The following is a 26,422-nucleotide window of genomic DNA, read 5'->3' on the forward strand; positions in this document are numbered from 1 at the left end:
GCCCGAGAGCTACCTCGCAGGCCTCCACCTCCGCGCCTCAATGATCTGGATAGACGACCTCGTGCGACCACCCAACTGATCACAACATCACACAGACCCTAGCCGATCCGGCTCTTTCTGCCGGGAGTTCACTCGCGAGCGTCACCTCGACCCCGTAACGGCGGACGTCCCTGTAGGTCGCGGCCTGGGGGAGCCAGCTCGCCAGGACCGTCTCAAAGTCGTCCAGCTCCGCCTGCTCGCCGGGCGACGAGGCGGGGATTCGCTCCCTCAACTTGAGGTCCCGCCCGAGCAGGTCGGACCAGGCGATGTCCCACTTCATCAGGGTCAACTCGTCGGGGGCGGCGCCGGCCGGCACCAGGAGCGCGTCCTCCCAGTCGATCAGAACCGTCCGCCCGCTCTGGCGGAACATGTTCCGCGGCACGCACCCCGATGCCTCGACCCCTCGGTCGAGCAAGGCCACAAGCAAGCTGGCGATGACGGACACGGACAGACCGTCCGCCCCGCTCTCAGCCGACACACGCCTGCCCAGATACGGAGAGGCCAGTGCGGCACCTCGCCCGGGCAACGGAACCAGTTCGGGAACGCAGACCTCTACGGCGCCGAGCCCGTCGACCGTCAACCCGCCCAGGCGACGCGCGGACTCGGCAGCCAGATCCCGCTCTGAGCGCGCCGCCTCAAGCGGCCGGAGCTTCGCCACCAGGTCGCGCCCGCAGTGGCGAAACCGTCGTAACCGGCCACCGATGTCCATGAAGCCGGGGTCGTCGAAGGAGAGCTCCTTTCCCTCCGCGTCGAACGCCTGCCGAACCGAGACCGCGAGATCCCCCGAACCTCGCGCACCCCTCACCGTTCTGCTCACCCCACTCCCCTCCCGAGTGCCGCATGCAGATGTGCCACCGTAGCCGCCCCGTCACCGTGTGTTCGATCGAATTAACAGATTCGGCCATCGGGTCCCAGGCCGCACGGAACCGCGCAAAGCGGAGTGGTGGCTCTCAATTACTGATGATCGTTCAGCTCCGTTGATAACCCTTGCCGTTGGGGAGCCCTGGCGTGCGGTCCAGCTGCCCTTAATCGGCTTCTCGCCCGCAAGGGCGTGGGATAATCGGCGTGCGGCGCCGACCGTCTACCTGGCGCGGTTGCTGTACGACTCCCGCGGCCCGTCCGCAGCTCCGCCCTCTCACAGAAGTGGTCCTTCGTTCTATGGCTACGGTCCTCTCCATCGCCGACGCGGTGCAGCAGCGCTTTGCTCAGGCGATCTCCACCGCGTTTCCCGACGCAGCGGACAGCGACCCCCAGCTGCGACGAAGCGACCGCGCCGACTTCCAGGCCAACGGCATCATGAGTCTCGCCAAACCTCTGCGGACCAACCCTCGTGAGATGGCCACGCGCGTTCTCGAGCACCTGGCCGCGGATGAGGTCATCGCGGGCCTGGAGGTCTCCGGCCCCGGATTCGTCAACGTCACGGTCACTGATGCCGCGATCCTGGAGCGGCTGGCCGCCCGCACGACGGACACCCGGCTCGGTGTCGGCAGCGCCACAGAGCCCGGCGTCACAGTGATCGACTACAGCCAGCCGAACATCGCCAAGGAGATGCACGTCGGCCACCTGCGCTCCACGATCATCGGCGACGCGCTCGTGCGCACCCTGGAGTTCACGGGCGAGAAGGTCATCCGGCGCAACCACCTCGGCGACTGGGGCACCCAGTTCGGCATGCTCATCCAGTACCTCGTCGAGCACCCCGACGAACTCGGAGACAACACCGAGGCCGCCGACTCCGGCCCGTCGATGTCCCGCCTCAACCGCCTCTACAAGGCATCGCGCGCCAAATTCGACAGCGACGCCGACTTCGCCAACCGGGCCCGCCGACGCGTCGTCGACCTCCAGGCTGGCAACGCCGAGACCGTCGCGTCCTGGCAGGGCATGGTCGATGAGTCGAAGGTCTACTTCGAAGCCGTCTACGCCCGCCTCGGCGTCCTCCTTGAGGACGCCGACGCCGTCGGCGAGAGCTACTACAACCCGATGCTCGCTGCTGTGTGCGCCGACCTCGAAGCCTCCGGCGTCGCCGTCCGCTCCGCCGGCGCCCTGTGCGTCTTCTTCGACGACATCAAGGGCCCCAACGGCGATCCGACCCCGCTCATCGTCCAGAAGAGCGACGGCGGCTACGGCTACGCCACCACGGACCTCGCCGCCATCCGCGACCGCGTCGGCATGCTCGGCGCCGACCAACTCCTCTACGTCGTCGACAGCCGTCAGGCCCTCCACTTCCAGATGGTCTTCGAGACCGCCCGCCGCGCCGGCTGGCTCCCCGACAACGTCCGCGCCCTGCACCTCGGCTTCGGCACCGTCCTCGGCAAAGACGGCAAACCCTTCAAGACCCGCTCCGGCGAGACCGTCCGCCTCATGGACCTCCTCGACGAAGCCACCGACCGGGCCCGCACCGTCGTCGCCGAAAAGAGCCCTCAGCTCGCCACTGGCGAGCTCAAGGACCGGGCCAAGCAGGTCGGCATCGGCGCGGTCAAGTACGCCGACCTCTCGACCTCCCGCACCCGCGACTACATCTTTGACGCCGACCGGATGGTCTCCCTCAACGGCGACACCGGCACCTACCTCCAGTACGCCTACGCCCGCATCCAGTCCATCCTGCGCAAGGCCCCCGAAGGCGTCACCCCGACCGCCCACCAGGACCTCGCCCTGGAGCCGGCCGAACGCGCCCTCGGACTCCTCCTCGACGAGTTCGGCGCCACCATCACCCAGGTGACCGCAACGTTCGAGCCCCACCGCCTCTGTGCCTACCTGCACAACCTGGCGTCGGCGTACACCGCCTTCTACGAGCACTGCCCTGTCCTCAAGGCGCCCAGCCGCGAGATCATGGAGACCCGGCTACTGGTCTGTCAGCTCACCGGACAGACGCTCCAGCAGGGCATGGACCTCCTCGGAATCGGGACGCCCGAGCGCCTGTGATTCGAGATTCCGTATGCGCGGAGCGGAAATAGTAATGCCCCGCGATTGGCTGTATCGAGCACTCGGGGAGTGGGTCGTCCGGCTAGCCGCTATCTTGGCTGCCTAGACGAACCCTCAGCAACCTTCACTAGGCAAGAAGGCACGACGCCAAGCCATACAGGTTCAGCAGGCGTGAATCGGGGAAACTCGAAACCGCAGAATCTTCGTCGATATCTTGACACAAGGGAGTGCAGTGGAAGCGATCAATGAGACCTGGACTGTCTATACAGTGCACCAGATCCGACGAAGGATCGACCCGCGTCCTGCATATCAGCGTGGACCGGTATGGAATGTCCGCAAGCAGCAACTTCTCATCGATTCAATCCTTCGCGGTTACGACATGCCGAAGATCTACCTCCGGAAAGTGTCGAGCGAAATATACTCCCATGAAGTCATTGATGGCCAGCAGCGACTGCGCGCACTCTGGGCTTTCCTTGATGGCGACTACCCCATTGGCGACGCTTCAGAGGATCTCCCGGGTGAGATGGTTGGAAAATTCTACTCAGACCTTACTGAGAACGATCAAGATCGGATCGGCCTATTCAAGGTGAGCATCTCGGAGATTCGAGATGCGTCCGAAGCATCTGTGCGGGAACTGTTCCTTCGACTACAGGAAGGCGAGTCTCTAAACCCTGCAGAAAAGCGTAACGCAATGGCTGGCCCGGTGCGGGACTATGTCGACCGCCTTGCGGACAGTCATCCACTTTTCTCAGCCCTGAGCGGAAATCCAAACAAGCGATTTTCGTGGCAGGAGCTCGGCGCCATCGCACTTCGCCTCGAAAAGGCTAACGGCCCGGCGGACCTTAAAGCTGCCGACCTATTTTCCCTGTATGAAGATAAAGATTTTGATCCTTCGGGCGAAATTGCCCAAAAATGCTCAATGACCTTGGATTTCATGGCGCGGATTGCCCGAACAGATCCAGGGAAGATCAAGACCCGATGGGCATTCGTCGACCTCTTCTTGGCCCTCAGGGTTCTACTTGCCGAGCATGACCTGTCCGGCAGAGAGCAAGATATCCTGCAAAGCCATCTGAACTTTGAGTCAGAACGCCTTGAAGCAGCAGGAGCTTTGGATGAGCTGCTTGCTGTCGACGAAAATGGAAGCACCGACCCAGACAAGGTCGATCTCTTCAGCTATATTTCGGCATTCACGCGCGAAGGTGCAACGCGGAAGAATGTTGAGATCAGGCACAAAATTTACCTCGCACGCCTTCAATCCTCCCTATTTTCAAGTGATGACCCAGCTGAAGAAGCACCTCTCCGGGGGGCGTAGGTGGCGGTTTCGTTGAAGACTGCTGCTGCCGTTGCACGTGCAGCGCTGCAGGCACTTGCTGCAGCTGTTATTGCAACAAACTCCCTTCGCAATCCACCAACTCAGACAAGCAAGACTCTTATGCTTGCTGCTGTCGCGGTTATCGCAGCCATGGCCATCTATGAGCCCGTCCGAGTAGCACGCAAGGAGCGGAAGGAGGAACGCAAAAGAGTAACTCGATCCAAGGTTCTATCGGCCCTATCGACTGCTCTTGTTCAGATTGAGGATATTACAGCTCTGCGCGCTAGCGAGATTGGACTCCAGGCATTCTCTATTGAGAAAAAAGCATGGAGCCGGGAGAAGCATCTAGTTCGACTTGCCAGGCTTCGATTCAACGACATGCAACCTCCGAGTGATATTGAATGGCTCGAAGGGAAGGGGATAGTCGGAGAATGCTGGCGATTCCGCAGATATCACGAATACGATTTCGATACCCATCATTCGGATCAGCATACGTGGACCGAGGAAAAGTGGGACGAACTTTCCCCTGATTTAACAATGGGGATGAGCTGGGCGGAGTTTGAACAAGTCCGCGGACGCTATGGGATTATTGGAGCATTTCCTATTGTGCACGCTGACACGAATCGCCTACTGGGGGTACTCGCGCTCGATGGATCTCCCGGGAATTACAATAACCTGACGGCTGGCCCAGTTCAGAGGGTTTGCGCTTCCGCTGCCGCGCGGATCGCAGACCTTTTTGCGTCAGAGTAAAATTTCCCTTGCCGGCGTGAATCTCGCAAACATCTTGCTTAACCGCGGCCTCAAAGGCGGAGAAATTCGCGCCGTGCCATTCTGGGCATCGGTCGCCTCCATAAAAGTCTCCAGAAATGCCGGGCCATGGTGCCAATTTTGTACTTAGTAGGGCCGCAGTTCGATGCGGCCCTACTAGCAATCGCCAATCGGCGCTAGCGACAGGATCAAGCCGGAGACCTTTGCCAGCTAGGCTCTGAGAGCAACGACGATTTCAGTCGGCATCGACTGGAAGGAGAGCAAACAGCTCTTCGGCTGGAACGGGGTACTTGGTCTTCATCACGTCGGTGTATGCCCGCAATGCCCTGCTGATCTGTGCCTTGGACCGCGGCGCGAGGTGAACTTGCAGGAGGTCGTACAGCAACTGGGTGTTGCCGCTGGCCATCTTGCCCTTGGTCTTCGTGCCCTCGGGGGTTTCGATCCACATGGAGGAGAACGGTGCCGACGTCATCTTCCAGTCGAGCGCCGACAGCCGCTTCATGATCTCCGGCCACTCCAAGGACTCCTGCTCCAGGATGTGCCGTACGACCTTCGCCACCTGGTTCTGGACGGCGGGTCGCATGAACGGGTGGCCGGCACCGTCGCGCCCCTTGGGCGCGCGCAGTTCCTTGTGTGAAGGCGAGGCAAGGTAGCGCTGACGCAGATTTCCGCATGCGTCGAGGAGTTCCTGGAGGCGGATGGTGATGAGCTCGAAGCTCCGGTCGAGAAGCTCGTCGGTCGCCCGCTGTTTGGTCTGCTCGGTAGTGCAGGGGAGGTCGTAGCCGATCTCCTTGATGATGTCGTAGAGAACGGCGATGGTGCTCCACGCAGGGCTTGATGCGTTGACGGAGCGCTGGGCCAGGACCATCTCGCCGTCCTGGCCAACCTTGCTGAACACGAGCACGACCTTGTCGCGCTTCAGGAAGTCGTCCTCGTCAAGCAGACGCCGCGTGAGAATGGCAAAGCTGTCGTCCTCGTCGAGGGCGATGTTCTCCTGGAGGTTAGTGCTCTTGGCGTTGCGGTTGATGTTGGTGAAAAGCCGCCGGGTGCGGCGGCGCCCCTCTTCGGTGTCGAAGTGCGGTACGACGATGACGTTGATGTCCTCGTTCCCCAACTCCGGGTTCTGCTTGATCGCGTCCTTGATGGCCTTGAGCCGATGCTGGCCATCCAAGGCGAAGAACTGCTGGGTACCGTCGAAGGTGAGGACGCCGAAGTTTCGGTCCAGCCCTTGGAGGACAGCCTGGTTCTCTGCATCCATCGTCACGGACAGGTAGTTGGGGTCTCCGCCCCACACCGCGATGATGAGGGCACCGAGGAAGCGGTTCTCGTTGGTGAGCAGGTACTCGGTGATCTCCTGCGTCCGGGTGCCCACGCCTCGCTGGATCATGGTGCCGAGATCGCGGTTCCCACCGAGCTCGTGCGCGAAGTTGATCTCGCGGGCCACCTGGGCGTAGCTCATCAGGCAGGAGTAGTAGGTCCAGTTGCCCACCTTCGCTTCGAAGGCGGGAACGAACGTCTTGGACGGCATGGGTACCTCGATGTCAGGAAGCGAGCGCAGGCTAGGAGCGGAGCGCAGGTTTGGGGATACTGCTGAGTCGGCCGCGCAGGGTGGGGCCGCCCTGGATGTTGATCGGCGGGTTGTACAGGTGGATCAGGCGGCTCTCCAGGTTCTTGATCATCGATCGATCGTCGACGGTCGCGAACCAGTACTCCAAAGGGTGCAGGGCGAGGTAGTGAGTGAGCCGGTCGCCCCGGTTGGTCGGTGGCTCCCGGGTCCAGAGATCCTCGGGGTTCCCCCTCAGATGCTTCTTGTAGTCCCGGTACCTGTTCCTGAGCGTGTTGCCCAGCTCTCCGGCCCCGCCCGCATGTCCAATGTAGAGAACCTGCTGGAAGCTGCTCTCGCTCCGGTCCGCCATGGCGAGCGCGATTGACGGGCGCCAGACGAACATGTACAGACCTGGTTCGTCGGGTATCGCATTGACGATGCTCTCGGTCGCGACGAGCCGCTCCCACGGGGATGCGAGTCGCTTGAGGTCACCCTGCAGAACCTGATGAGCCGGCACGTCCATCATCGGAGCGATGCCGAGCTGGATCTCCAGCGCGGGACTGGCATCTAGGCGATGCCGGATGACCGCGCGCGCGACAGTGTCTGGTGTCGCCATTCCTCATGCGCTCCGACTGGGTAACGGTGTGTAACGAGCGCACACATCCTTACACGGAGCACAGACAACTGGTGGGGCGAGGCAGAAAAGAGTCCGGTTGGTGATGATTTATCACCAACCGGACTCTTGAGCAGAGCCAGAGGGCTCAGAGATGACAGACGGAGCAACCCGCTTCGTCGTCATCGGCGTCGAGGGCGTCGGAGAGAACCTCCAGCAGCGGGCGGTTGGGCTTGATCCGCTTGGCGGCGCGCGCCAGGTTGGCCTCGTGCTTGGCCTCGATGTCCTCGCGGCGCTCTATCAGCTGGTGCAGGGACTCGCCCTGGGACCAGGTGTAGTCACGGCCCTGCATGGCGGTGCCCTGATGGCGGACCTTCTCCTCGTAGGCGACGGCCTTGTCGAAGAGTTCGGGGTGCCGGTCCTTGAGGCCGACCCACTCGTGCTTGCGCTGGAAGAAGCAGAAGTAGCAGCCGGAGCGGGTGCGCCACTCGTAGTAGCCGGGCAGACCGGTGCCGGCCTCGTCGAGGATGCGTCCAACGCCCTCGCGGTCGATGCCGTCCTCTCGGAAGGGGAAGACAGCGGTGATGTTGGGCTTGGTGCTCACGTAGCCGAGGCGGTTCTCGTCGGCGCGGATGGCGACGTAGGAGATGACCTCGTCCTCGCCGATCCAGTCCTCGAGAGGCTTGATCTTCAGGTTCTTGGTGCACCAGCGCATCTGGGGGCTGGGCAGCGTGCCCTGGTAGACCTCGAGCCAGTGATCGAAGTCCCGGTCGGTGTTCAGCCGCGTGATCGGCTTGCCCACTGCGGCCTCGAGCTTGTTGAGGTACTCGTACGTCTCGGGCAACTCGGCGCCCGTGTCGCAGAAGAAGTACTCCATCTCCGGTACTCGGTCGCGCATGTAGATGGCAAGGGCGGAAGAGTCCTTCCCCCCGGACAAGCCCATGACGTGCCGAACCTTCTTGGCCGGGGCCGTTGCGTCGGTCATGATCACTCCGTCCTCTCGAGTGCGGTGGTGGCAGCGGGCTCGGCCACGCGCTGGGCGAGGGCAGCGAGCAGGATGCGGGCGCCGTCGGGGCCGAGTGTCTTCTCAGCTTGCTCCAGGACACTGACAGCCAGGCTTTCAGCTTCCTGCTTGGACTGCTCGGGCAGGTAGATCAGCGTGCGCTGCTCGCCTCCGTCCTTGTCGGTCAGGGTGAGCAGGCGCGCTTCGAGGGCCTCCTCCGTACGACCCGTCGATTTGCCGGTCTTGTACAGGTGGCTCACTCGGTCGAGAGCAGCAGCCATGTCACGGACGCGCTGGGCGAAGTGGGCGATGTCGTTGTCGGACCAGTCTCCGAGGGCGGAGTGCGACAGCCGCACGATCATGGGATCGAGCCAATCGGAGTCCGGCAGGCCCTCATTCAGCGCTATGGCGACGAATCCGCGCAGCTCAAGGCTGAGCGAGATCCCGGCGAAGCCCTGAAGGCGGGCAGCCAGCGCCTGACGCAGCTCTGGCAGTGTCGAGGGCAGGCGGAACTCGCGGCTGATGGTTTCGACGACCTCGGCGCGCAGGGCTCGGTCGGCGCCGGAGATCTCCTCAGCGGCGGCAGCGAGGCGCTCGGTGTAGCCCTTGTTGCCGCTGCTGCTCTTGCGGGCCTCCGGGCTGATCGGGTCGAGGCCGAGTGCCTGCGGGAGGGCATGGAACAGCAGCTCGTCCGGATCCTGCGCGGTGAACAGCGCTGAGCGGACCGCGATGGCGTCCTTGCTGATCCGCTGCGTGCGTCGGGCGTAGGGCGTCAGCACCATCACCCGCTCGAGCAGAGCCCGGGTCACCGCAAGGATGGCGGGGTTGCGCAGTGCCTGGGAGCGGGGCGGTTCGACGCTCAACGCCTGTGAGAGCTTCTTGACGACGTTCTGCCGCAGACCGTCACCGAGGGGTGTGGCCTTCACCGAGAACCGGGCAGGGGCTTTGGCCATCCGCTCCACCACATCGGGAGTCAGACGTGGCAGGTAGGAGCCCTCCTCGAACAGTGCCACGTCCTGGCTGCGCAGGATGAGCGCGGTCACCACGAGGAGAGGCACCAGACCGGCCTTGACTCCGTAGGGCGGCACCATGACGGCGCGGAAGATCTCATCGAGATCGGTGCGCTTGTGGGCGTCCGAAAGCGCTGCCTCCAGGGCCTCCCAGACGGGCAGCACGTGCGGGTGGGCGGGACCGGGCCGCGAGAAACCGTAGGGCAGCAGGGAGGTCGAGGAATCGTCCGCAGTACCGACGTTCTCTCGGTGCAGACCCATGAACTCCAGCGCGCCGCTGTACATGGCTCGCTCGGCGGGATACTTGCCGATGCCCAGGTGTCGTTCGCCGGACTTGGTCAGCATGGCGATCAACAGCCGGCCGCGTGCTGCCGCTCCCTGGCTTGTCAGTTCATGGCGACCGAGCATCTCGTTGCGAATGCGCGGAGACGCGGGAAATACCCGGTCGCAGGCGATGGACGCGAGACCGCTGAGGCTACGGCTCTCGATCACCTCACCCTCGCCGGCCTCCGCGGGGATACCTGAGCGCCACAGGCGCCAGGTGGCCCGCTGGGTGAGCGGGAAGAACGCTGTGCTGAGCAGTTCCAGGAGTTCACGCTTGGCGGCCGACATCCGCTCGGAGATCTCACGGCTAGCCACTGGGTCCAGGGACTTGTCGCCCTGCAGTTCCTCCAACGCCACGAGATGGAAGGCGGCACGCAGGACCAGGTCCGGCTCGTCGGTTGTCCCGAGGAGCACGGGCAGCGACGACTCGACGAGCGGCCGGTCCTCCATGGTTCCGAGGTGGAAGACGAGCAGGCCGTCAGCGTGGTCGTTGAGTTCGTCCGGGCCCTCGATGGACCGAGTCTGAGCACCGGAGATCCGGACGAACAAGGCGCGGAGCATGCCGGTGACCTGGCTGTGCCGCCCGGCGGCGACAGCCAGCGGAAGGTAGTCGCCGAGCCTTTGGAGGACTGCTGCCTCATCGAGATGGTTGTGCACCTCCTTGAGGCGCCCGTCGATATCGAAGTTGCTTCCACGCCATACGCGGTACTCGCCGTTGAACGCCCGGAGCACCAGAAGACCGCGGTCCACCAGGCCGTTGAGCTGCTTCTGCAGGGCAGCGAACGCCTTGGGGCTGGGCGCATCGGCCGGGTCGTGCAGCGCGAAGTAGATCATCGCTGCGGTTGCTCGCAGCGCGCCGTCGGAGTCGATCAGATTCAGCATGCCGATCGTGCGCAGCAGGCTCTGCTCGGCGGTGGACAGGCCGTTGGCTTCGGTGACCCGGGATTCGATCTCGATCCAGCGGCTCGCGTTGCTCGACGCCAGGAGCGAGGTTCGGCCGGAGTCGAGGAAGAAGTCGTACAGCTGGGGCAGCTGAATGGTGCTCGCCCGGCGCGGCTTGTCGGCCGAGAACGAGGCCAGTGAACGGCGGACCGTGTGGGGCTCGTCGTTGTTGAGGAACCCGGACAGGCTGCGGTCGTGCTGGCCGATCTGCGCCGCGAGGAGGGGCGCGGCGACCGCGGTCAGCGGGTGGAGCGGGTAGAGGTCGGCGAAGTCCTGTGCCGAGAGATCGGCAACGTCGCTGAGACCGTGGTCGCGCCATGCCTTTTCCGCTGCCTCGGCGTGCGCCCGGATGAGCTTGCGGCCGGGCTCCGCCACGGCGGTCTGGTCGAGTCGGCGGCGCATGAGCTGGACCGAGTCGCCCAGGTGCGGGGCGAAGGTGATGTCCTCGAACCGGCCCTGGATCTTGGCCCATTCTCGGGTCTGCAGCTCGCTGGAGTGAGCGGCGTAGTCCATGAACGACAGGTGCTGCAGCGTCATCATGAACAACGGCAGGCCACGGCTGCCGGCGCTCTTCTCCGCGAGATCCTGCAGGAGGAACAGGTCGTCCTTCGCGCTGGAGAACTCGCTGTGTCCTGCGAGGTGTTCCAGGGTCTTGCCGAACTCGTCGATGATCAGCAGCAGAGGCTGCTGCGCACACAGGGCGGTGACTGCCGCGACGATGTCCTCAGGTTTGGCGGTGGCAGGATCAGCGCACCGCGCCAGCGCGGTGGCAACTGCCTTGGGCGTCCTGGACGGCCAGCGCCGCTTGGCGGCGGTCTGCAGGGCGCGGGAGAGGGTGGTGACGAGAGGCTCGCGCCGGGCCGTCGCGACAGCGCCGAGGAAGCCTTCCGGTGCCAGCTGCTCACGGGATGTGGCCAAGCGCTGTGCCAGGCTGGGGCTCACGGCGGCCAACGCTGCGTGTGCCTCGGCGCGGCGGCTCTCGTCGCACCCGAGAGTCGCGTCGATGAGGTTGGCCAGGGTGCTCTTGCCGGAACCGTAGGGGCCGGTGAAGGACCACGACCGAGGCCGGCGCAGGTCGCCGAGGGCGTTGGCGACACGGTCGAAAACGTCGACTGCCCGGGCGCCGATGTACGGGGAGTGCAATTCGTCCAGCACGTCGCGTTCCACGTTGGTGGAGCGCATCCGAGAGCCGACGAGTTCGACGCCGGCGGGGAACCGGGGGCCACCGGAGGTCTTGCGGGCGGCGCTGGGCCGCGTAGGGGTCTCGGTGGTCACGGGGTCTCCTCGATCAGGGCGAGCGTCGGCTCGGTGACGTCCTGGAGCTTGAGCTCACGCGCGGCCGCTTCGGCGAGCTTGGGGTACTGGAGGTCCCACTGCAGGCGGGTTGGGAAGTCAGGCCGGTCTCGGACGTTGTCGTACTGGGCGTCAAGGACGTCCCAGGCCAGCTCGAACGGGTCGGAATCGAACGCGAGGCTGCGCTGACCGACTGCTTCGGCCACCTGCAGGCCCGCTGTGGTGGCTGCGACCCGCTCCAGGGCTGCGGCGATGTCGGGCTCGCGTACGCGGAAGGCCCGGCCGGGAGCTCCGTGCTCGTTGGCGAGTCGGGCCAGGGAAATTGACCCGGCGCTACGAGTCGTGCGGGCTGCGTAGTCGAGGCAGGCGTACGCCACTACCCGGTCAGGCAAGGAGATGCGCGAGCCGGTCGTGAACTCCCACTCCGGGCGCCCCGAGGTCGGGTGGTCCACCGCGGCCATCAGACCAAGCTCTCGGAACGGGCCGCCGAGCAGATCTTCGAGTGCGCCGGGTGCGCCGCCCTTGGCCCGCTTCGCAGGCACGTACATCTTGGTGATGCAGTCGACATCCTTGCCGATGGACGCCTCCACCGGCGCATCCTTATACGACAGGTTCACGTGACGAACGATCAGCTGGGTGAGGTCACGCGCCGAGAAGCGAGCGAACGGGGCGAGCTGGAAAGCGACGTACCAGGAAGGCGCCCAGCTCATGGCACCGGGCCGCGAGCACAGGAGCCACCAGTGCAGCAGCCACAGGCTGCCCTGCTCCTCGAGGTAGGGGTCGGCACCGTCCTCGGCAAGCAGCCACCGAGCCTCCCACGTGGGGTAGGAGAACATGGCCCGGGAATTGGAGTCATCGCCGTAGGTCTCGCGAGTCAGCTTGAAAGCCTTCGACCAGTACCTCATGGCGATGGCCATGTTCTTGCCGACCCCGAGCAGAACGGGGGCGTCGTCCGCAAGGAATGTGTCCGGGCGGTCCTTCACCTGCATGTATGCCTTATGGAGCCACCCGAACCGCGGCGCGAAGGTCTCGTGTCGCGCGAAGGCGGGGTGGGCGGCTTCCGCGAGCCGGCTGTCTGACATGCGAGGTGTTCTCCGTGTCCGTAAAGGCGTGGATGGTCTTGCAATGCGAGCCCTGTCACAGGGGAGCTGTCAGAGCGGCTCGAACATGTCGGACGGCTCGCACCGCCGACACAGCGGCCCGCTCGATCTCTGGAGCGGTCGTGGCGTACCCGAGGGAGAAACGGACCGTGGAGTCGGCTTCCTCCCGACTGTGCCCCATGGCCAGGAGCACGTGGCTCGGGCTAGGTGCGCCGGAGGAGCACGCACTGCCCTCTGATGCGGCCACGTCCGGCATGGCAGCGAGCACAGCATCCGCCGGGGCGCCGTTAAACGTGATGCTCGTTACCCCTGGCAGCCGCGTGCTGCGCACGCCGTTGATCCGGCAATCGCCGACCCGTTCAACGAGCGCGTCCTCGAGTGCGTCACGCAGCTGTGCGATGCGGGGAGCCTCGGTGGCCAGCGCACGCCTGGCGGCCTCTGCAGCCGCGCCGGCGCCGGCGATGCCCGGCACGTTCAGAGTTCCCGCCCGCCAGCCTCGCTCCTGCCCGCCCCCGATGAGCAGCGGGCGGTAGGGCAGGGGGGTACCGCGACGTACGAACAGCGCACCGACTCCCTGCGGGCCGCCGAACTTGTGGGCGGAGAGGGAGAGGAGGTCGACGTCTGTCTCTGCAAGATCGACCGGGAGTCGGCCGACGAGCTGTGTGGCGTCCGTGTGGACGAGTGCTCCCGCACGGTGGGCAGCCTCGACAACAGGCCCGAGATCCGTGATCACCCCGGTCTCGTTGTTGGCCGCCATCAGCGATACGACTGCCACTTCACCAGTGGCCAGGGCCTTCCGAAGGGCATCCAGGTCGACCAGGCCGTCCGCGTCGACGGGCAACAGCATCAGGGAGTCGGGGCTGCCGGAGGTGATGGTCTTCGCGGTCTCCAGGACAGCCGGATGCTCGACCGGGCTCGTGACCAGCCGGCCCCCGATCCCAAATGCTGCCCGCAGGGCCAGGTTGTTGGCTTCGGTCGCCCCAGAGGTGAAGACGATCTCACCGTGGGCGCAGTTCAGGAGTTCGGCTACTTGACGGCGTGCCAGATCGACTCGCTCGGCGGCGTGCCGGCCGGAACGATGGGTGCTAGAGGCGTTGCCGACGGCACTCATGGCCTCGACCGTTGCCTTGAGGGCTTCGGGCCGCGTCGGCGCAGTGGCGTTGTAGTCGAGGTAGGCCAGGTCCGAGTCAGGTGACTGATAAATCACACTCCACCCCGTTTCGCTCGCTTCTAGCCGCTCTTCGGCAACTGGCGGCGAATCTCGTCCGGCGCGAGATCCTCCACCAGTAGTACACGGAGATCCTAGCCGGAGCGAAGGACAGTCGGAGGGGAGGCGTGAACGTCACACCGAAGGAAGGCTCCCGCCGGCCAGAATGAAACAAATGTTCCCATAGGCGGGGCGATCTGCCTATGGCTGTGAACTGACATGAGGGGTACGGGAGTTCGGCCGCTCGGCCTGAGCGGCCCCGGCTCGACGAGAACCCGCCGCCATAAGGTAGGGGTTTGGGCGACCGACCTCGGGCAGGAGGCGGGCGGGTCTAGGGTTTGATCACAGCGTGAGGCGGCGAGCCCGCGGCGCACTGCTGTGCCGACGAGCGGGCCAAGGAGCCGAGGGTGGGAGCTGGAGTGACGCGCAGCAGCGTGCGAATGCAAACGGGCGGGTGTACGTCATGACGGGGTCTCCCGGGATCGCATTCGCGTCCGTACTGAACGGTGCACCGCTGTCCTACGTGCGAGGTCTCCTCGGCGAGCACGCCTGCGACCTGCTGGACCTGCTACACAAAGGGAAGGACGCGGACGAGACTCTTCGCAAGGTCGCGGCCTCGGCCGTTTCCCCGGAGCGCCTGATCAGCGACCCAAAGGAGCGCACGCAACTCCTGCAGCTCCTGCCCGACGACAAGCGCGCCGAACTCGCCGACCGCCTCGGCGGCAGCCACTCCACGAAGCCGGACGTCTTCCTCGCGGCCCTGACCTGGACCACCGAGCAGCGCCGCGCCCTCCTCGGCTTCCTCGGACTCGTCGTCGACCGCGCCCCTGAACTACCGGTCTCCTTCCGTAGCGCCTCCACACCGCAGTATGGGATGTTCCCCCACCAGCGGCTGGCAGCCGGCCGCGCCCAGCGCATGCTCTACGCCGGTGAACGCAAGGTCGTGCTGCACCTGCCCACTGGTGTCGGCAAGACCCGTACCGCCATGAATCTCATCAGCGACCACCTCCGCCGGCACGAGCCGACCGTCGTGGTGTGGCTGGCCCGGGGGCGGGAGCTGCTGGAGCAGGGGGCAGTGGAGTTCGAACAGGCATGGGCCTCACTCGGCAACCGCGAGGTGACCGTGGCCCGCATGTGGGGGGACGCGCCGACCGACCTCGACGCGATCAAGGACGGTCTCATCGTCCTTGGCCTGGACAAGGCCACCGCCGCAGCTAATGCCGACCCGACGTTCCTCGACCGCCTTGGCGTGCGCACCACCCTCACCACCTTCGACGAAGCCCATCAGGCGATCGCCCCGACCTACCGCAGAGTCGTCGAGGCGCTCACGCTGCGCAGCGACTCGAGCCTTTTGGGGCTGACCGCGACCCCTGGGCGGACATGGGCCGACATCGTCGAGGACGAGAAGCTGTCCGATTTCTTCGCCCGCCAGAAGGTGATGTTGGAGATCGACGGGTACGACAACCCCGTCACGGCCCTGATCGAGCAGGGTTACCTCGCTCGTCCGGACTTCCGCACCGTGGCAGCCGATTCGGGCACGCTCCTCAGTGCTCGGGACCAGCAGGACCTCGCCGCCTCGTTCGACATCCCCGACGCCCTGATGGCTCGGCTCGCCGACAACGTGCAGTGGAACCTGCAGGTCGTCCGTACCGTGCTTGACCTGGCCGAGCGGCACCGCCGGATCCTCCTGTTCGCCGCATCCGTCGAGCACAGCCGCCTGTTGGTCGCGATCCTCTCGGTCTTTGGCCTCGACGCGGACCAGGTGACGGCGGAGTCCTCGCCGCGGCATCGCGACCGGGCCATTGCGCGCTTCAAGGGCCCCGGCACTCGGCCCATGGTTCTGTCGAACTTCGGAGTCTTGACCACAGGGTTCGACGCCCCCGCGGCGAGTGCTGCGGTCATCGCCCGCCCCACCCGGTCCCTGGTTCTCTACAGCCAGATGGTGGGGCGGGTCATCCGTGGTCCGAAAGCCGGCGGTACCCCCACCTGCGACATCGTCACCGTCATCGACCCTGAGCTCCCAGGCTTCGGAGACGTAGCGGAAGCATTCACCAACTGGGAGGACGTGTGGAACACCCGATGACATCCAAGTACTCGATCGTCACCTCCGATCTGACGATCAAGGCCCTGCAGGACAGCGGCTACAAGTCGACGGCCCACGCCATCGCCGAACTCATCGACAACGGCCTCGAAGCCAAGGCCGACCTCGTCGAGCTCTTCGTCGTGGAATCGACGGACCGCCCCTCCCACCGGGCCCGCTACCGTGTCGAGAAGATCGCCGTGCTTGACAACGGCACCGGGATGGACCCTGAGACGCTGCGGCAGTCACTGCGCTTCGGGGCCGGCACTCGTGCGGACCGCAAGGGCATCGGCCGCTTCGGCGTCGGCCTGCCGAACTCCAGCATCTCGCAGTGCGACCGGGTCGACGTCTGGTCCTGGACCAACGGCCCCCAGAATGCTCTCCACACCTACCTCGACCTCAAAGAGATCTCCCAGGGGCTCGAGGAAGTCCCCGAGCCCAAGCTCGACGCCGTGCCCGACGAGTGGCAGGCCCTCTCCGAAGGTCTCGGCACGACCGGCACCCTGGTGCAGTGGACCGCACTCGAGCGCGTCCAGTGGCGCGGTGCCGAAACCACCATCGCGAACACCGAGAGCCTGATCGGACGCATCTACCGGCGGCTCATCACGCAGGGCAAGCGGATCAAGCTCGTCCCGGTACGGGGCTGGGCCCAGCTGCCCGGAGTCCGGGACACCCGCCCCAACGACCCGCTGTACCTCATGACGCCCAGCGCCACCCCCTACCCCTTCGACAGCAAGCCGATGTTCCGTGCCCACGGTGCCAGCAACACCGGCCAGATCGGCGAAGAGCGTTTCATGGTCAAGGGCGTGGACGGGCAGGAGTACCCCGTCTACGTCCGGTCCTCGATCGCCGTTCATTCCGCCCGCCGCACCGACATCGCAGGTGAAGCGTGGCCTCCGAACGTGCCGACCAGCCTCAAGCCCGGTGACACCCCCTGGGGCAAGCACGCTTCCCGGAACCTCGGCATCTCCCTGATCCGCGCTGACCGCGAACTCGACCTCGACACCGGGTGGATCAACTCCTACGACCCCCGCGAGCGGTGGTGGGGAGTGGAGATCGACTTCCCGCCGGCCCTCGACGAGGTCTTCGGGGTCACCAACAACAAGCAGTCTGCGACGATCTTTTCCAGCCTCGCCCACTTCAACTGGCGGGAGGAGGCGGCCGGCCTGTCATGGGACGAGTTCAGGGAGGCGCTGCGCGAGGAGGGCAATCCACGCCTGCCCCTCATCGAGATCGTGTACCACATCCGTGAGAAACTCCTCGGCAAGCTGCGCTCGGACCTGGAGGACCAGACACAGGGCACGGGTACGAGCCGCAAGCGCCATGAGGTGGTCGAGGTCCAGGCCGAAACTGCGGTCCAGCGTCGGCGGGCGGAGACCCGGCCGAGCCTGACCGATCAGCTCGCTGAGGAGTCCACTCCGGAGGTGAGCAAGCAGCTCCAGTACGAGAGCCTGGTCGAGACGCACCACTACAGCCCGGCCGACGCCCAGCGCATCATCGAAGAGACGATGTCGCAGGGCAAGCACGTCCGGCTCCTGACCAGCCGGAACCCGGACTCCCCTGCTTTCTTCAACGTCGAGTACATCCCCGGCATGCTCCAGGTCGCCCTCAACATGGACCACCCGGTCTACAACGACCTGATCGCCGTCCTTGACAGGGACATCGACGGCGCGAGCCGTGAGGAGCTTGCCGAACGCCTCGCCGCGGCGGCCGGCGCCTTCAAGCTCCTGCTGATCTCCTGGGCGCGGTTTGAGGACGAGCAGCCCGAGAAGCCGCGCGAGCGCGCCAAGCGGATGCGCCAGGACTGGGGTCGCCTGGCCAGCGAGTTCCTTGGAGCCAGTGACGCCGACGACGAGGACGACGAATGACTGTCGACCACGTCTGGCGCCAGATCGAGCAGCTCCTTGGCAGCGCAACCGATCACGTCGTCCTGGTGGCCCCCTTCATCAAGAAGGAGGTCTTCCAGGCTACGCTCGACGCGGTACCTGCCGGCGTCCAGAAGATCACGTGTATCACCCGCTGGTCCGTAGCCGAGGTGGCCGCCGGCGTCTCCGATCCTGAGATCGCCGAGCTCGCGCAGCGTGACGGCCGTGCCACCGTCTTGTTGTGCCACAACCTCCACGCGAAGCTCTACGTGGCCGACGACCATTGTCTCGTGGGGTCCGCCAACCTTACGGGCAAGGCCACTGGCCGCGTGTCCGCAGCCAACGTCGAGCTCCTCGTGGAAGCCGACGTAGCCCACCCGGAAGTGCAGCGGGTCCTTGCCATATTCGAGGGCACCACGGTGCCCGGGACCGTGGAACTGGCCGCGCAGATCCGCGAGCAGGCAAATCTCATGCAGGACGACGAGGACAGCCCCCGCGTCCTCGTGCCCGGCCAGGAGGAACAACCGACACACTGGCTGCCGGAGACCCGCAACCCTGAACGGCTCTATCGCGTCTACAACGGACGCCACCACCAGATCGGCAGCGACGTCCTCGCCGGCGTGCTCCGCGACCTCGCCCACCTCGACATCGGCCCGGGACTCGACGAGCAGGCGTTCGGCACCGCAGTCCTTGCCCGACTCCGCGCCATGCCTGAACTGCACGCCCTGACGGCAGCCGGCCGGATGAACCTGGGTGACGCGCAAGCGGACCTCGTGGCAACGGGCGAGTTCACGGGCGAGCAGGCGCAACGCGCAGTTGAGACCATCGCAGCGTGGTTGCACTACTTCGACGACGTCCACCTCGTGCCCATCGGCCCGTGGGAGATCCGGCAGGGCAAGGAACTCTCGTAGTCACCTCCGGTTGGTGGCCCGTAGCGCCTCGGCGCTCCACAGGCCACCAACCGGTGACCTCACGCGCGCTGGCGAGCCCGAGCACGGGCCCGAGTGCCGCGATATCTTGGTGACGCCCGCAGCAACTGGGCTCCAAGGTGGTACGCAAGGCGGAGAAGGTACTGGGACATGGCAGCCAAGCGGATCCCCTACCTGCTGGGCCACCGCGAAATCGCCGAGCTGTTTGGGATCAAGTCTCAGACCTCTGCGAAGTGGCGCGTCGACGGCACGTTGGGCGATCCCGATCTTGTCGCATCCGGCAACCCTTACTGGCTTCTGGACACTGTCCTTGGCCTCGACGGCAGTGCGGGCAGACATGTCGCCGAGCAAAACCTTCACACCTATGAGGCGGGCATCCCGGGCGGCTACCGTGCCAGCAGCCGTGACCACCTGCCCGTCATCCTGGGAATCCAGGAAGTCGCCCAGGTCCTCGGCACCGATCAGCAGGCCGTGTCCCGCTGGCGCAACCGCAAGCGAATCGCGGAAGCCGACCTCGTACTCTCCGGGTCCCCGCTCTGGCTCCTCGACACCATCACAGCAGATGCACGCGAGCGAGGGCGTCGCCTCGTGACGGAGGAGGTCAAGCGGCTGCAGGCCGGCGAGAGGACCGCCCAAAAACCGCGCGGGCGCCGGATAACGGCCGGGCCCAGACCATCAAAGAGGCCCTTGCCCGCAGCGCAGAGCTTCACGAGCTCCGAGCATGACGAAGCCATCGCCTTCGTTGCCGAGGTGCTCTCCGAAGGGCACGCCACCGTCATCCGGCCCAAGCGGTAGACGCCTGTTCGATGTTGGGCGTGTGCACTGGTGGCCTTGAGCACTCATGCACCTCCACTGAGAGAAACAGTTGATTAGATTGCCTTGCGTCAATAGAGTCTCTCATGTCGGAGTCGGAACCGCACGCAGGAGCCCTCATGTCACACCATGCCCGCCATGCCGAAGCACCAACTCGCGCCAGCTCCACGGCACCCATCCGCTGTGGAGCGGAGACTCACTCGTGAAGGTGATCTCCTACGGCGGCGGAGTGCAGTCCACCGCACTCCTCGTCCTCGCCGCCGAGGGCCAAATCGACTACCCCACCTTCCTGTTCGCCAACGTCGGCGATGACAGTGAACACCCGGCGACTCTGTCCTACATCCGCGACATCGCCGCACCCTACGCGGCGAACGCCGGCATCGAGCTCCACCAGCTTCGGCGCACGCGGCGGGACGGCACCACTGAGACCCTCATGGAAAGGCTGAATCGGCCAGACACCCGCTCGATCCCCATCCCCGTGAGAATGGCCAACGGAGCGCCTGGGCGTAGATCCTGCACCGCAGACTTCAAGATCAAGGTGGTCGGCCGATGGCTGCGCCAGCACGGCGCCACGGCGAATGATCCCGCCAACGTGGGAATCGGCATCTCCCTCGACGAGATCCATAGGGCAAACCGCAGACGGAGTGAACCTCACGAGCAAGTCGAGTACCCACTGCTCGACCTGCGCCTGCGCAGGGATGACTGCGAACACATCATCCAAGAGGCGGGCCTCCCCGTACCCCCCAAGAGCTCGTGCTTCTTCTGTCCGTTCCGCACCGTTGGCGCCTGGCATCAGCAGCGACAAGATGAGCCCGAACTCTTCGCCAAATCAGTGGAGCTGGAGAAGGCAGTGAATGAGCGTCGCGCCGCCATGGGGCGTGACCCCGCCTACCTCACGCGATATGGCCGACCGCTCGCCGAAGCAATTCCTGCTCAAAGGGATGAGGCCCCAGAGGAGGCGGAGGACAGTGGTTGCGACTCCGGCTGGTGCATGACCTGACTGGCCTCCGCCGCCCCGGCGAGCTGAGCCGCTGGAGGGCGGGGTTTCCGGTACGCCATACCGGAAACTGAACCGCACCGGGTTGACTGGAGACTCGACCCGCCCACCTGCATGCCTGTACAAGGCGCCTACTGTGCCTTGTTGACCGCGAGACGCTGACCACGGTCCTCAGCGCACTCGTCGCCGTCCTGATCGCCGGTGCCGTCACTCCCAGTTGCCCTCGCGACAGCAAGCCAACGCCCGCCCCATCGACGCACGGATCGCCCACAGCGCTGACAGCACCAAGTCACGCACGGGCGACTCTGGTGACACTTCTGGGCGCGACGGCAAGGCTTTCCTCCACCGGCTGCGCGCGCCACTCACAGGCTCATGATCGATTCTGATGTGTGCCGAATGTGTACTGGAGCCAGCCGGCCGCGCCTGATATACCGCTGAGCTGCGGAAACGCTGCCAACCCATACGAGTGAGCCATCGCCCGCATGGGCGAAGGTCACCCCAGCGGCCTACACCCCACCGAAACGAGCCCTGACCTGCGGTTTCACGGGGAAACCAAGCCCAGAAAGCCGTTGAGCACCACTTTTCCGGGCGCAGGCTCATCAGATGGGCGAAACGGGCCACAAGTACCCTGACCTGCAGTTTTATGAGTCAAGCTCCATCGCCCCAAGGAGACGGCCACACAACGAAGAGGCAGGATACGCGCCTCGAATGTCCGTTTCACCCCGAAAAAATGTCCGCTTTGGAGCCCCCTGTCGGGTTCGAACCGACGACCCCCGCTTTACAAGAGCGGTGCTCTGGCCAGCTGAGCTAAGGAGGCACGGTGGCCGTCCGCGATGGATCACGGCGGCACCGGGGGGCAGTCTACCGGGCCCGGGTGACGGGATGGGGGTATATCCGGGGGTTGGTGGGATGGGTGGGCGTGATGGAACCGATGCCGAAATCGGGTCGGGTGGGGGCTGACAAGCGGCGGACGCGCAGGTAGCGTCGCCGGGAGCCGGTTCGTGGCAGTGGTTCAGACCACTGGTGGGCCGGCGGAGCAGAACAGACCCCCCTTTACTCGGATCGTCCGGCACGTTCCTGCCGGTGAAGGAGACAAACAACCATGGCTTCTGTCACGTACGACAAGGCGACCCGCGTGTACCCCGGGGCGGACAAGCCCTCGGTGGACGCGCTGGACCTGGAGATCGCGGACGGCGAGTTCCTCGTGCTGGTCGGCCCCTCGGGCTGCGGCAAGTCGACCAGCCTGCGCATGCTGGCCGGTCTGGAGGACGTCAACGCCGGTGCGATCCGGATCGGCGACCGCGACGTCACCCACCTGCCGCCGAAGGACCGGGACATCGCCATGGTGTTCCAGAACTACGCGCTGTACCCGCACATGACCGTCGCCGACAACATGGGCTTCGCGCTCAAGATCGCCGGCGTGAACAAGGCGGAGATCCGCACCAAGGTCGAGGAGGCCGCGAAGATCCTCGACCTCACCACGCTGCTGGACCGCAAGCCGAAGGCGCTCTCCGGCGGCCAGCGCCAGCGCGTCGCGATGGGCCGCGCGATCGTCCGCCAGCCGCAGGTCTTCCTGATGGACGAGCCGCTGTCGAACCTGGACGCCAAGCTCCGCGTCTCGACCCGTACCCAGATCGCCGGCCTCCAGCGCCGCCTGGGCATCACCACGGTGTACGTCACCCACGACCAGACCGAGGCGCTCACCATGGGCGACCGGGTCGCGGTGCTCAAGGACGGTCTGCTCCAGCAGGTCGACACCCCGCGCAACATGTACGACAAGCCCGCGAACCTCTTCGTGGCCGGCTTCATCGGCTCGCCGGCCATGAACCTGGTCGAGGTGCCGCTGGTGGACGGCGGTGTGAAGTTCGGCGGCTCGGTCGTCAACATCTCCCGCGAGGACCTGGCCGGCGCCGGCACCGACAAGACGGTGACCGTCGGTGTCCGCCCCGAGCACTTCGAGATCGTCCCGGCGGGCGGCATCGAGGGCGTCGCGGTGACCGTGAACGTGGTCGAGGAGCTCGGCTCGGACGGCTTCGTCTACGGCACCACCCAGATCGGCGGCGAGGACCACGACCTGGTCGTCCGCGTGCCCGGCCGCCAGATCCCGGCCCGCGGCGAGACCGTCCACGTCGTGCCGATCGCCAACGAGACCCACGTCTTCTCCACCAGCTCCGGCCTGCGCCTGAGCAACTGACGCGACCCCGCGCGACAGCCGCGACCAGCGCGGCACCCGGAGCCCGTCGGACCCTCGTGGTCCGGCGGGCTCCGTCCGTACCCCCGCCCCTTCGACCCCGTCCGGACGCCCCCGCGTCAACACGGCAAGGGGACAAACCCGGACACCGTGTCACTCGATGGGGTAACGGAGGGCGATCCGGCCCGTACCCACCGCTACTCTCCTGAGGGTGAAGCAGCTGTTGCGCCGTATCGGCCAGACCGTCGCCCTGACCCTGCCGGTCGTCCTGGTGACCACCGGCACCCTCGCCGTGACCAGGGTCCCGTGGGCCCCGCCGACCGGGCTCGACCAGCAGGTCGTGGCGGCGTCCAGCGGCGACGGCGCCGGGATCGGACGCTCCAACAACGCGGCCGGCGCCGTGGCCAAGGCCTCGGACGGGCTCGCCCCGCAGGAGTCGCTGCGGGTGGTGCTGCTGGACGAGCTGCGGGCGAAGAACCCCTCCGCCGCGCTGGACCTGCTGGAGCGCTCGATGCGCGAGCAGCCCTCGCTGACGCCGTACTGCACCTCGCTGGCCACCGAGTTGGGCAAGGCCGCGGTGCGCAAGTACCAGGGCGACGTCCAGCGGGCCCGCACCTTCGCCCGCCCGGTCTGCGACGGCGCGTTCGCGGCCGGCGTCGTCGGCTGAGGCGGCCGGGAACGCAAGGGAAGGCAAGGGGGCCGAGGCAGGCCCCCGAGGCGGCGGACGCCCCCGTCCGCCGCCTTATTGTTCAGGCATGACCGCTGACTCCGGCCCCACCGCCGACCTCCCGTCCGCCCGGCCCCCGCAGCCCCACCCGCCGCGGCCGACCACGACGCCCGTCACCCAGGCCGTCATCCTGGCCGGCGGCCAGGGCTCCCGGCTGCGCCCCTACACGGACGACCGCCCGAAGCCGCTGGTCGAGATCCCCGGGACGGGTACTCCGATCCTCGGCCACCAGCTGGCCTGGCTGGCCGAGGAGGGCGTCACCGACGTCGTGGTCTCCTGCGGGCACCTCGCCGACGTGCTGGAGGAGTGGCTGGACAAGGCGGACCTGCCGCTGCGGGTGCGCACGGTGGTCGAGGCGGAGCCGCTCGGACGCGGCGGCGGGCTCAAGTACGCGGCCAAGGCGCTGCCCCGCCCGGACGAGCCCTGGTACGCCACCAACGGCGACATCTGGACCCGGTTCAGCCTGCGCGAGATGGCCGCCTTCCACCACGAGCGGGACGCCGTCGCGACGCTCGCGCTGGCCCGGCCGCGGATCCCCTGGGGCGCGGTGGAGACCGACCAGTTCGGCAACGTGCTGGACTTCATCGAGGCGCCGCCCTCGCCCTTCCTGATCAACGCCGGCCTGTACGTGTTCAGCCCCGAGTTCGCCGAGCTGCTGCCGGACGTGGGCGACCACGAGCGCACCACCTTCCCCCAGCTCGCCCGCGGCAAGCGGCTGGCGGGCTACCAGCTGCCGCAGGGCGTGTACTGGCGGGCCATCGACACCGCCAAGGACCTCACCGAGGCGGCCAAGGAGCTCGCCTCCGGCGCCGGCCGGTCCCCCAGGTAACCAGCGGGCCGCGAGCCGTACGGCCGCCCGCGGACACGCGTCGGCCGGGTGCTCCCCGCGGAGCACCCGGCCGACCGCCGTCACGCGGGCCTCAGGTCGCGGTCGGCACCCCCGGGTGGGAGGTCCGGCCGCCGGAGAGGTCGGCCAGCGGCGCGCTGCCCAGCACCCCGCCGAGCAGCCCGCCGGAGCTCGGGCTGGACTTGGCCGCCGGCCCCGAGCCGCCGGTGCCCGGGGTGCCGCGCGAGGCGGGGGCGGTGCCGCCGGAGCCGCCGGACGGGGCGGGCGCGGCCGGGGAGGAGCCCGACCCGGCCTCCGGCTTGCCCGAGTGCGCCTTGCCGCTCGGCGTCGGGGTGGCCGGCTTGGTGGACGGCGTGGCGGCCGGGGTGGTCGCGCTCGGCGTCGGGGTGGCCGGGTGCGGGGCGGCGGGTTGGGGCGTGGTGGACGTGCCCTTGCCGCCGGGGGCGCCGGACGGGCTGCCGGACGGCCAGACCGGGGTGCCGTAGTCGGTGGCCGGACGGTCCGGCGCCTGGTGCGCCCGGGCGCCGGTACGGACGGCGGCGCCGAGCATCGAGCCGAGCAGCAGGGTCAGGCCGACGACGACCGTGGTGACCACGGTGCCGCGGCGCAGCACCCGGCGGCGCAGCGCCGCGGGCGCGTCCGCGCCGTACCGGCGCCAGGCCTCCAGGCTGAGCCGCCCGTCCAGCGAGGCGAACGGCGCCCCGGCGATCAGCAGCGGGCTCCACGCCGCGAGGAAGATCAGGTCCGGGGTGTCGTAGACCGGGACGGCCCGCCAGCTGACGGTGAACAGCAGCGCGGCGGAGAGCGCCATCGCGGCGCCGGCGGCGAGCCGCTGCCAGAGGCCGAGGACGGTCAGCACGCCGACCACGATCTGGGTGAACGACACCACCAGGCCGGCGCCCACCGGGTGCGCCATGGCGAAGGCCAGCAGCGGTTCGGCGACCTTCCAGGGGTGCAGCGAGGAGAGCCAGCGCATCATCGAGCCGCGCTCGCCGCCGTCGAAGTACACCGGGTCGCAGAGCTTGCTGAACCCGGCGTAGACGGAGAGCGAGCCGAGGACGGCGCGCAGCGGCAGCAGCACCAGGCCGAGGTCGACCCGGCGGCCCGGGTACCAGGGCTGCCTGCCCGCGGCGTCGACGGCGGAGACCTCGGGCAGTTCGCCGCTCGGGGTCCAGCCGTGCGGCTCGCCGACCGGGCCGACGCCCGCGTCGGTGGCGGTGCCGGCGCCCTCGCGGGGCTGGCGCGGGAGGGTGCGGGCGCCCGCGAGGGAGGGGAGCGCCTGGGTGTCCGCCTCGATCAGGCGGACGCCGCCGACCGGGGTGCCGCCGGGGCGCACCGCCTCCAGCAGCCGGGTGGCCGCGAGGTCCCCGGGGGGCGCCTGGCCGGTCCAGGTGACGGCGGTGACCCGGCCCTTGCGGCGCGGTGCGCCGCCGGCCCCGGCCCCGGCCAGCGCCGGGACGGCGGAGGAGGGCACGACGACCTGCGGGGTGACCAGCGGACGGCGGATCAGGCCCTGGTTGGCGTACGGGTCGCCGAATGCGGCACCGGTGGACAGCAGTCCGGCCGGGGCATCGATCAGCGGCGCCACCGGGCCGCCGAGCCGGAGCCGGAAGCTCGCCTGGGTGCTGCTGAGCCGCGAAGGGTCCGACTCCACCTTGACGGTGTTGAGGCCGGGGCCCGCGTCTATCCCGGTGCTGCCGTCGCCGAACAGGGGGCGCCGAGGTGTTCTGGTGTCCACGCCCGTCTAACCGGGTGACGCCCGCTTAGGACACTCTCCCGGGTGGATGTCCGGCGCACACTTGAAGTGATCATGAAAAAAGCGATCGGGCCCGGTCGGGGCCCGATCGCCTTCACTCGGATTGCGGGGAATTCGGAAGATCTCCTGCGCGCCGCGACC

Annotated in this window: 19 protein-coding genes and 1 tRNA gene; 11 read left to right on the top strand and 9 right to left on the bottom strand. The window is 66.9% G+C overall.

Features of this window, described 5'->3' with window-relative positions; all coding sequences use genetic code 11:
- Window positions 1-79: 79 nt before the first annotated feature.
- A complete protein-coding gene (locus ACWDCZ_RS24350; RefSeq protein ID WP_449816952.1) occupies window positions 80-856 on the bottom strand; it encodes a hypothetical protein in 777 nt (258 codons plus the stop codon).
- A gap of 341 nt (window positions 857-1,197) precedes the next feature.
- Here ACWDCZ_RS24350 and argS point away from each other — a divergent pair, with 341 nt between their 5' ends.
- From argS to ACWDCZ_RS24365, 3 genes are all read left to right on the top strand, one after another.
- Window positions 1,198-2,958, top strand: a complete 1,761-nt coding sequence (gene argS, locus ACWDCZ_RS24355) for an arginine--tRNA ligase (RefSeq protein WP_449816953.1) — start codon at window positions 1,198-1,200, stop codon at window positions 2,956-2,958.
- A 232-nt stretch (window positions 2,959-3,190) separates the two neighbouring features.
- Window positions 3,191-4,270 carry a DUF262 domain-containing protein gene (locus tag ACWDCZ_RS24360; protein WP_449816954.1) on the top strand — a complete coding sequence of 360 codons (1,080 nt, stop codon included), beginning with the start codon at window positions 3,191-3,193 and terminating at the stop codon, window positions 4,268-4,270.
- 12 nt (window positions 4,271-4,282) lie between these two features.
- Entirely contained in the window at window positions 4,283-5,020 is a 738-nt protein-coding gene (locus ACWDCZ_RS24365; RefSeq protein WP_449816955.1) for a hypothetical protein, read from the top strand.
- A 253-nt stretch (window positions 5,021-5,273) separates the two neighbouring features.
- On the opposite strand, the gene ACWDCZ_RS24370 is transcribed toward ACWDCZ_RS24365, so the two are convergent.
- The 6 genes from ACWDCZ_RS24370 to ACWDCZ_RS24395 all read right to left on the bottom strand — a co-directional run bounded on the left by ACWDCZ_RS24370 (window position 5,274) and on the right by ACWDCZ_RS24395 (window position 14,076).
- Window positions 5,274-6,566: a DNA sulfur modification protein DndB gene (locus ACWDCZ_RS24370; RefSeq protein ID WP_449816956.1), complete on the bottom strand. Its 1,293-nt coding sequence runs from the start codon at window positions 6,564-6,566 to the stop codon at window positions 5,274-5,276.
- Window positions 6,567-6,597: 31 nt separating this feature from the next.
- Entirely contained in the window at window positions 6,598-7,200 is a 603-nt protein-coding gene (locus ACWDCZ_RS24375; protein ID WP_117488395.1) for a GIY-YIG nuclease family protein, read from the bottom strand.
- A gap of 145 nt (window positions 7,201-7,345) precedes the next feature.
- Window positions 7,346-8,182, bottom strand: coding sequence for a phosphoadenosine phosphosulfate reductase domain-containing protein (locus ACWDCZ_RS24380; RefSeq protein WP_117488397.1), 837 nt, complete (start codon window positions 8,180-8,182; stop codon window positions 7,346-7,348).
- 2 nt (window positions 8,183-8,184) lie between these two features.
- The gene (locus ACWDCZ_RS24385) at window positions 8,185-11,751 is read right to left on the bottom strand and encodes an ATP-binding protein (protein ID WP_449816957.1); all 3,567 of its coding nucleotides are present in this window, start codon (window positions 11,749-11,751) and stop codon (window positions 8,185-8,187) included.
- Entirely contained in the window at window positions 11,748-12,851 is a 1,104-nt protein-coding gene (locus tag ACWDCZ_RS24390; RefSeq protein WP_117488401.1) for a DUF4007 family protein, read from the bottom strand. The genes ACWDCZ_RS24385 and ACWDCZ_RS24390 overlap by 4 nt, the downstream gene beginning before the upstream one ends.
- Window positions 12,852-12,906: 55 nt before the next feature.
- Window positions 12,907-14,076 (bottom strand): cysteine desulfurase family protein, encoded by a 1,170-nt coding sequence (locus ACWDCZ_RS24395; RefSeq protein WP_449816958.1) that lies wholly within the window; start codon window positions 14,074-14,076, stop codon window positions 12,907-12,909.
- Window positions 14,077-14,539: 463 nt separating this feature from the next.
- On the opposite strand from ACWDCZ_RS24395, the gene ACWDCZ_RS24400 reads away from it, so the two are divergent.
- The 5 genes from ACWDCZ_RS24400 to ACWDCZ_RS24420 all read left to right on the top strand — a co-directional run bounded on the left by ACWDCZ_RS24400 (window position 14,540) and on the right by ACWDCZ_RS24420 (window position 20,763).
- The gene (locus tag ACWDCZ_RS24400) at window positions 14,540-16,159 is read left to right on the top strand and encodes a DEAD/DEAH box helicase family protein (RefSeq protein ID WP_449816970.1); all 1,620 of its coding nucleotides are present in this window, start codon (window positions 14,540-14,542) and stop codon (window positions 16,157-16,159) included.
- Window positions 16,144-18,024 carry an ATP-binding protein gene (locus ACWDCZ_RS24405; RefSeq protein WP_259316637.1) on the top strand — a complete coding sequence of 627 codons (1,881 nt, stop codon included), beginning with the start codon at window positions 16,144-16,146 and terminating at the stop codon, window positions 18,022-18,024. The genes ACWDCZ_RS24400 and ACWDCZ_RS24405 overlap by 16 nt, the downstream gene beginning before the upstream one ends.
- On the top strand, window positions 18,021-18,932 hold the full coding sequence (locus tag ACWDCZ_RS24410) for a phospholipase D family protein (protein ID WP_449816959.1): 912 nt from the start codon (window positions 18,021-18,023) through the stop codon (window positions 18,930-18,932). Before ACWDCZ_RS24405 ends, ACWDCZ_RS24410 begins: the two co-directional genes overlap by 4 nt.
- Before the next feature lie 168 nt (window positions 18,933-19,100).
- On the top strand, window positions 19,101-19,745 hold the full coding sequence (locus ACWDCZ_RS24415) for a hypothetical protein (RefSeq protein ID WP_449816960.1): 645 nt from the start codon (window positions 19,101-19,103) through the stop codon (window positions 19,743-19,745).
- Between the two features lie 220 nt (window positions 19,746-19,965).
- Complete coding sequence (locus tag ACWDCZ_RS24420) at window positions 19,966-20,763, top strand: phosphoadenosine phosphosulfate reductase (protein ID WP_449816961.1); 798 nt, start codon at window positions 19,966-19,968, stop codon at window positions 20,761-20,763.
- A 737-nt stretch (window positions 20,764-21,500) separates the two neighbouring features.
- On the opposite strand, the gene ACWDCZ_RS24425 is transcribed toward ACWDCZ_RS24420, so the two are convergent.
- Window positions 21,501-21,577: transfer RNA gene (locus ACWDCZ_RS24425), tRNA-Thr, on the bottom strand.
- 285 nt (window positions 21,578-21,862) lie between these two features.
- On the opposite strand from ACWDCZ_RS24425, the gene ACWDCZ_RS24430 reads away from it, so the two are divergent.
- From ACWDCZ_RS24430 to ACWDCZ_RS24440, 3 genes are all read left to right on the top strand, one after another.
- Window positions 21,863-22,954, top strand: a complete 1,092-nt coding sequence (locus ACWDCZ_RS24430) for an ABC transporter ATP-binding protein (protein ID WP_049656383.1) — start codon at window positions 21,863-21,865, stop codon at window positions 22,952-22,954.
- A 208-nt stretch (window positions 22,955-23,162) separates the two neighbouring features.
- Window positions 23,163-23,618, top strand: a complete 456-nt coding sequence (locus tag ACWDCZ_RS24435; RefSeq protein ID WP_049656385.1) for a hypothetical protein — start codon at window positions 23,163-23,165, stop codon at window positions 23,616-23,618.
- Between the two features lie 88 nt (window positions 23,619-23,706).
- A complete protein-coding gene (locus ACWDCZ_RS24440) occupies window positions 23,707-24,507 on the top strand; it encodes a nucleotidyltransferase family protein (protein WP_107086556.1) in 801 nt (266 codons plus the stop codon).
- Between the two features lie 91 nt (window positions 24,508-24,598).
- Here the strand turns inward: ACWDCZ_RS24440 and ACWDCZ_RS24445 are convergent, their stop codons facing one another.
- The gene (locus ACWDCZ_RS24445) at window positions 24,599-26,263 is read right to left on the bottom strand and encodes a DoxX family membrane protein (protein WP_449816962.1); all 1,665 of its coding nucleotides are present in this window, start codon (window positions 26,261-26,263) and stop codon (window positions 24,599-24,601) included.
- Window positions 26,264-26,422 lie beyond the last annotated feature (159 nt).

The sequence above is a fragment of the Kitasatospora sp. NPDC001225 genome, from assembly GCF_053597855.1.

What these genes read in the sequence shown, in the direction of transcription:
- argS (WP_449816953.1), top strand. Translation starts at nt 1,198, where the DNA reads ATGGCTACGGTCCTCTCCATCGCCGACGCGGTGCAGCAGCGCTTTGCT.
- ACWDCZ_RS24370 (WP_449816956.1), bottom strand. Translation starts at nt 6,566, where the DNA reads ATGCCGTCCAAGACGTTCGTTCCCGCCTTCGAAGCGAAGGTGGGCAAC.
- ACWDCZ_RS24375 (WP_117488395.1), bottom strand. Translation starts at nt 7,200, where the DNA reads ATGGCGACACCAGACACTGTCGCGCGCGCGGTCATCCGGCATCGCCTA.
- ACWDCZ_RS24380 (WP_117488397.1), bottom strand. Translation starts at nt 8,182, where the DNA reads ATGACCGACGCAACGGCCCCGGCCAAGAAGGTTCGGCACGTCATGGGC.
- ACWDCZ_RS24390 (WP_117488401.1), bottom strand. Translation starts at nt 12,851, where the DNA reads ATGTCAGACAGCCGGCTCGCGGAAGCCGCCCACCCCGCCTTCGCGCGA.
- ACWDCZ_RS24400 (WP_449816970.1), top strand. Translation starts at nt 14,540, where the DNA reads ATGACGGGGTCTCCCGGGATCGCATTCGCGTCCGTACTGAACGGTGCA.
- ACWDCZ_RS24410 (WP_449816959.1), top strand. Translation starts at nt 18,021, where the DNA reads ATGACTGTCGACCACGTCTGGCGCCAGATCGAGCAGCTCCTTGGCAGC.
- ACWDCZ_RS24415 (WP_449816960.1), top strand. Translation starts at nt 19,101, where the DNA reads ATGGCAGCCAAGCGGATCCCCTACCTGCTGGGCCACCGCGAAATCGCC.
- ACWDCZ_RS24430 (WP_049656383.1), top strand. Translation starts at nt 21,863, where the DNA reads ATGGCTTCTGTCACGTACGACAAGGCGACCCGCGTGTACCCCGGGGCG.
- ACWDCZ_RS24440 (WP_107086556.1), top strand. Translation starts at nt 23,707, where the DNA reads ATGACCGCTGACTCCGGCCCCACCGCCGACCTCCCGTCCGCCCGGCCC.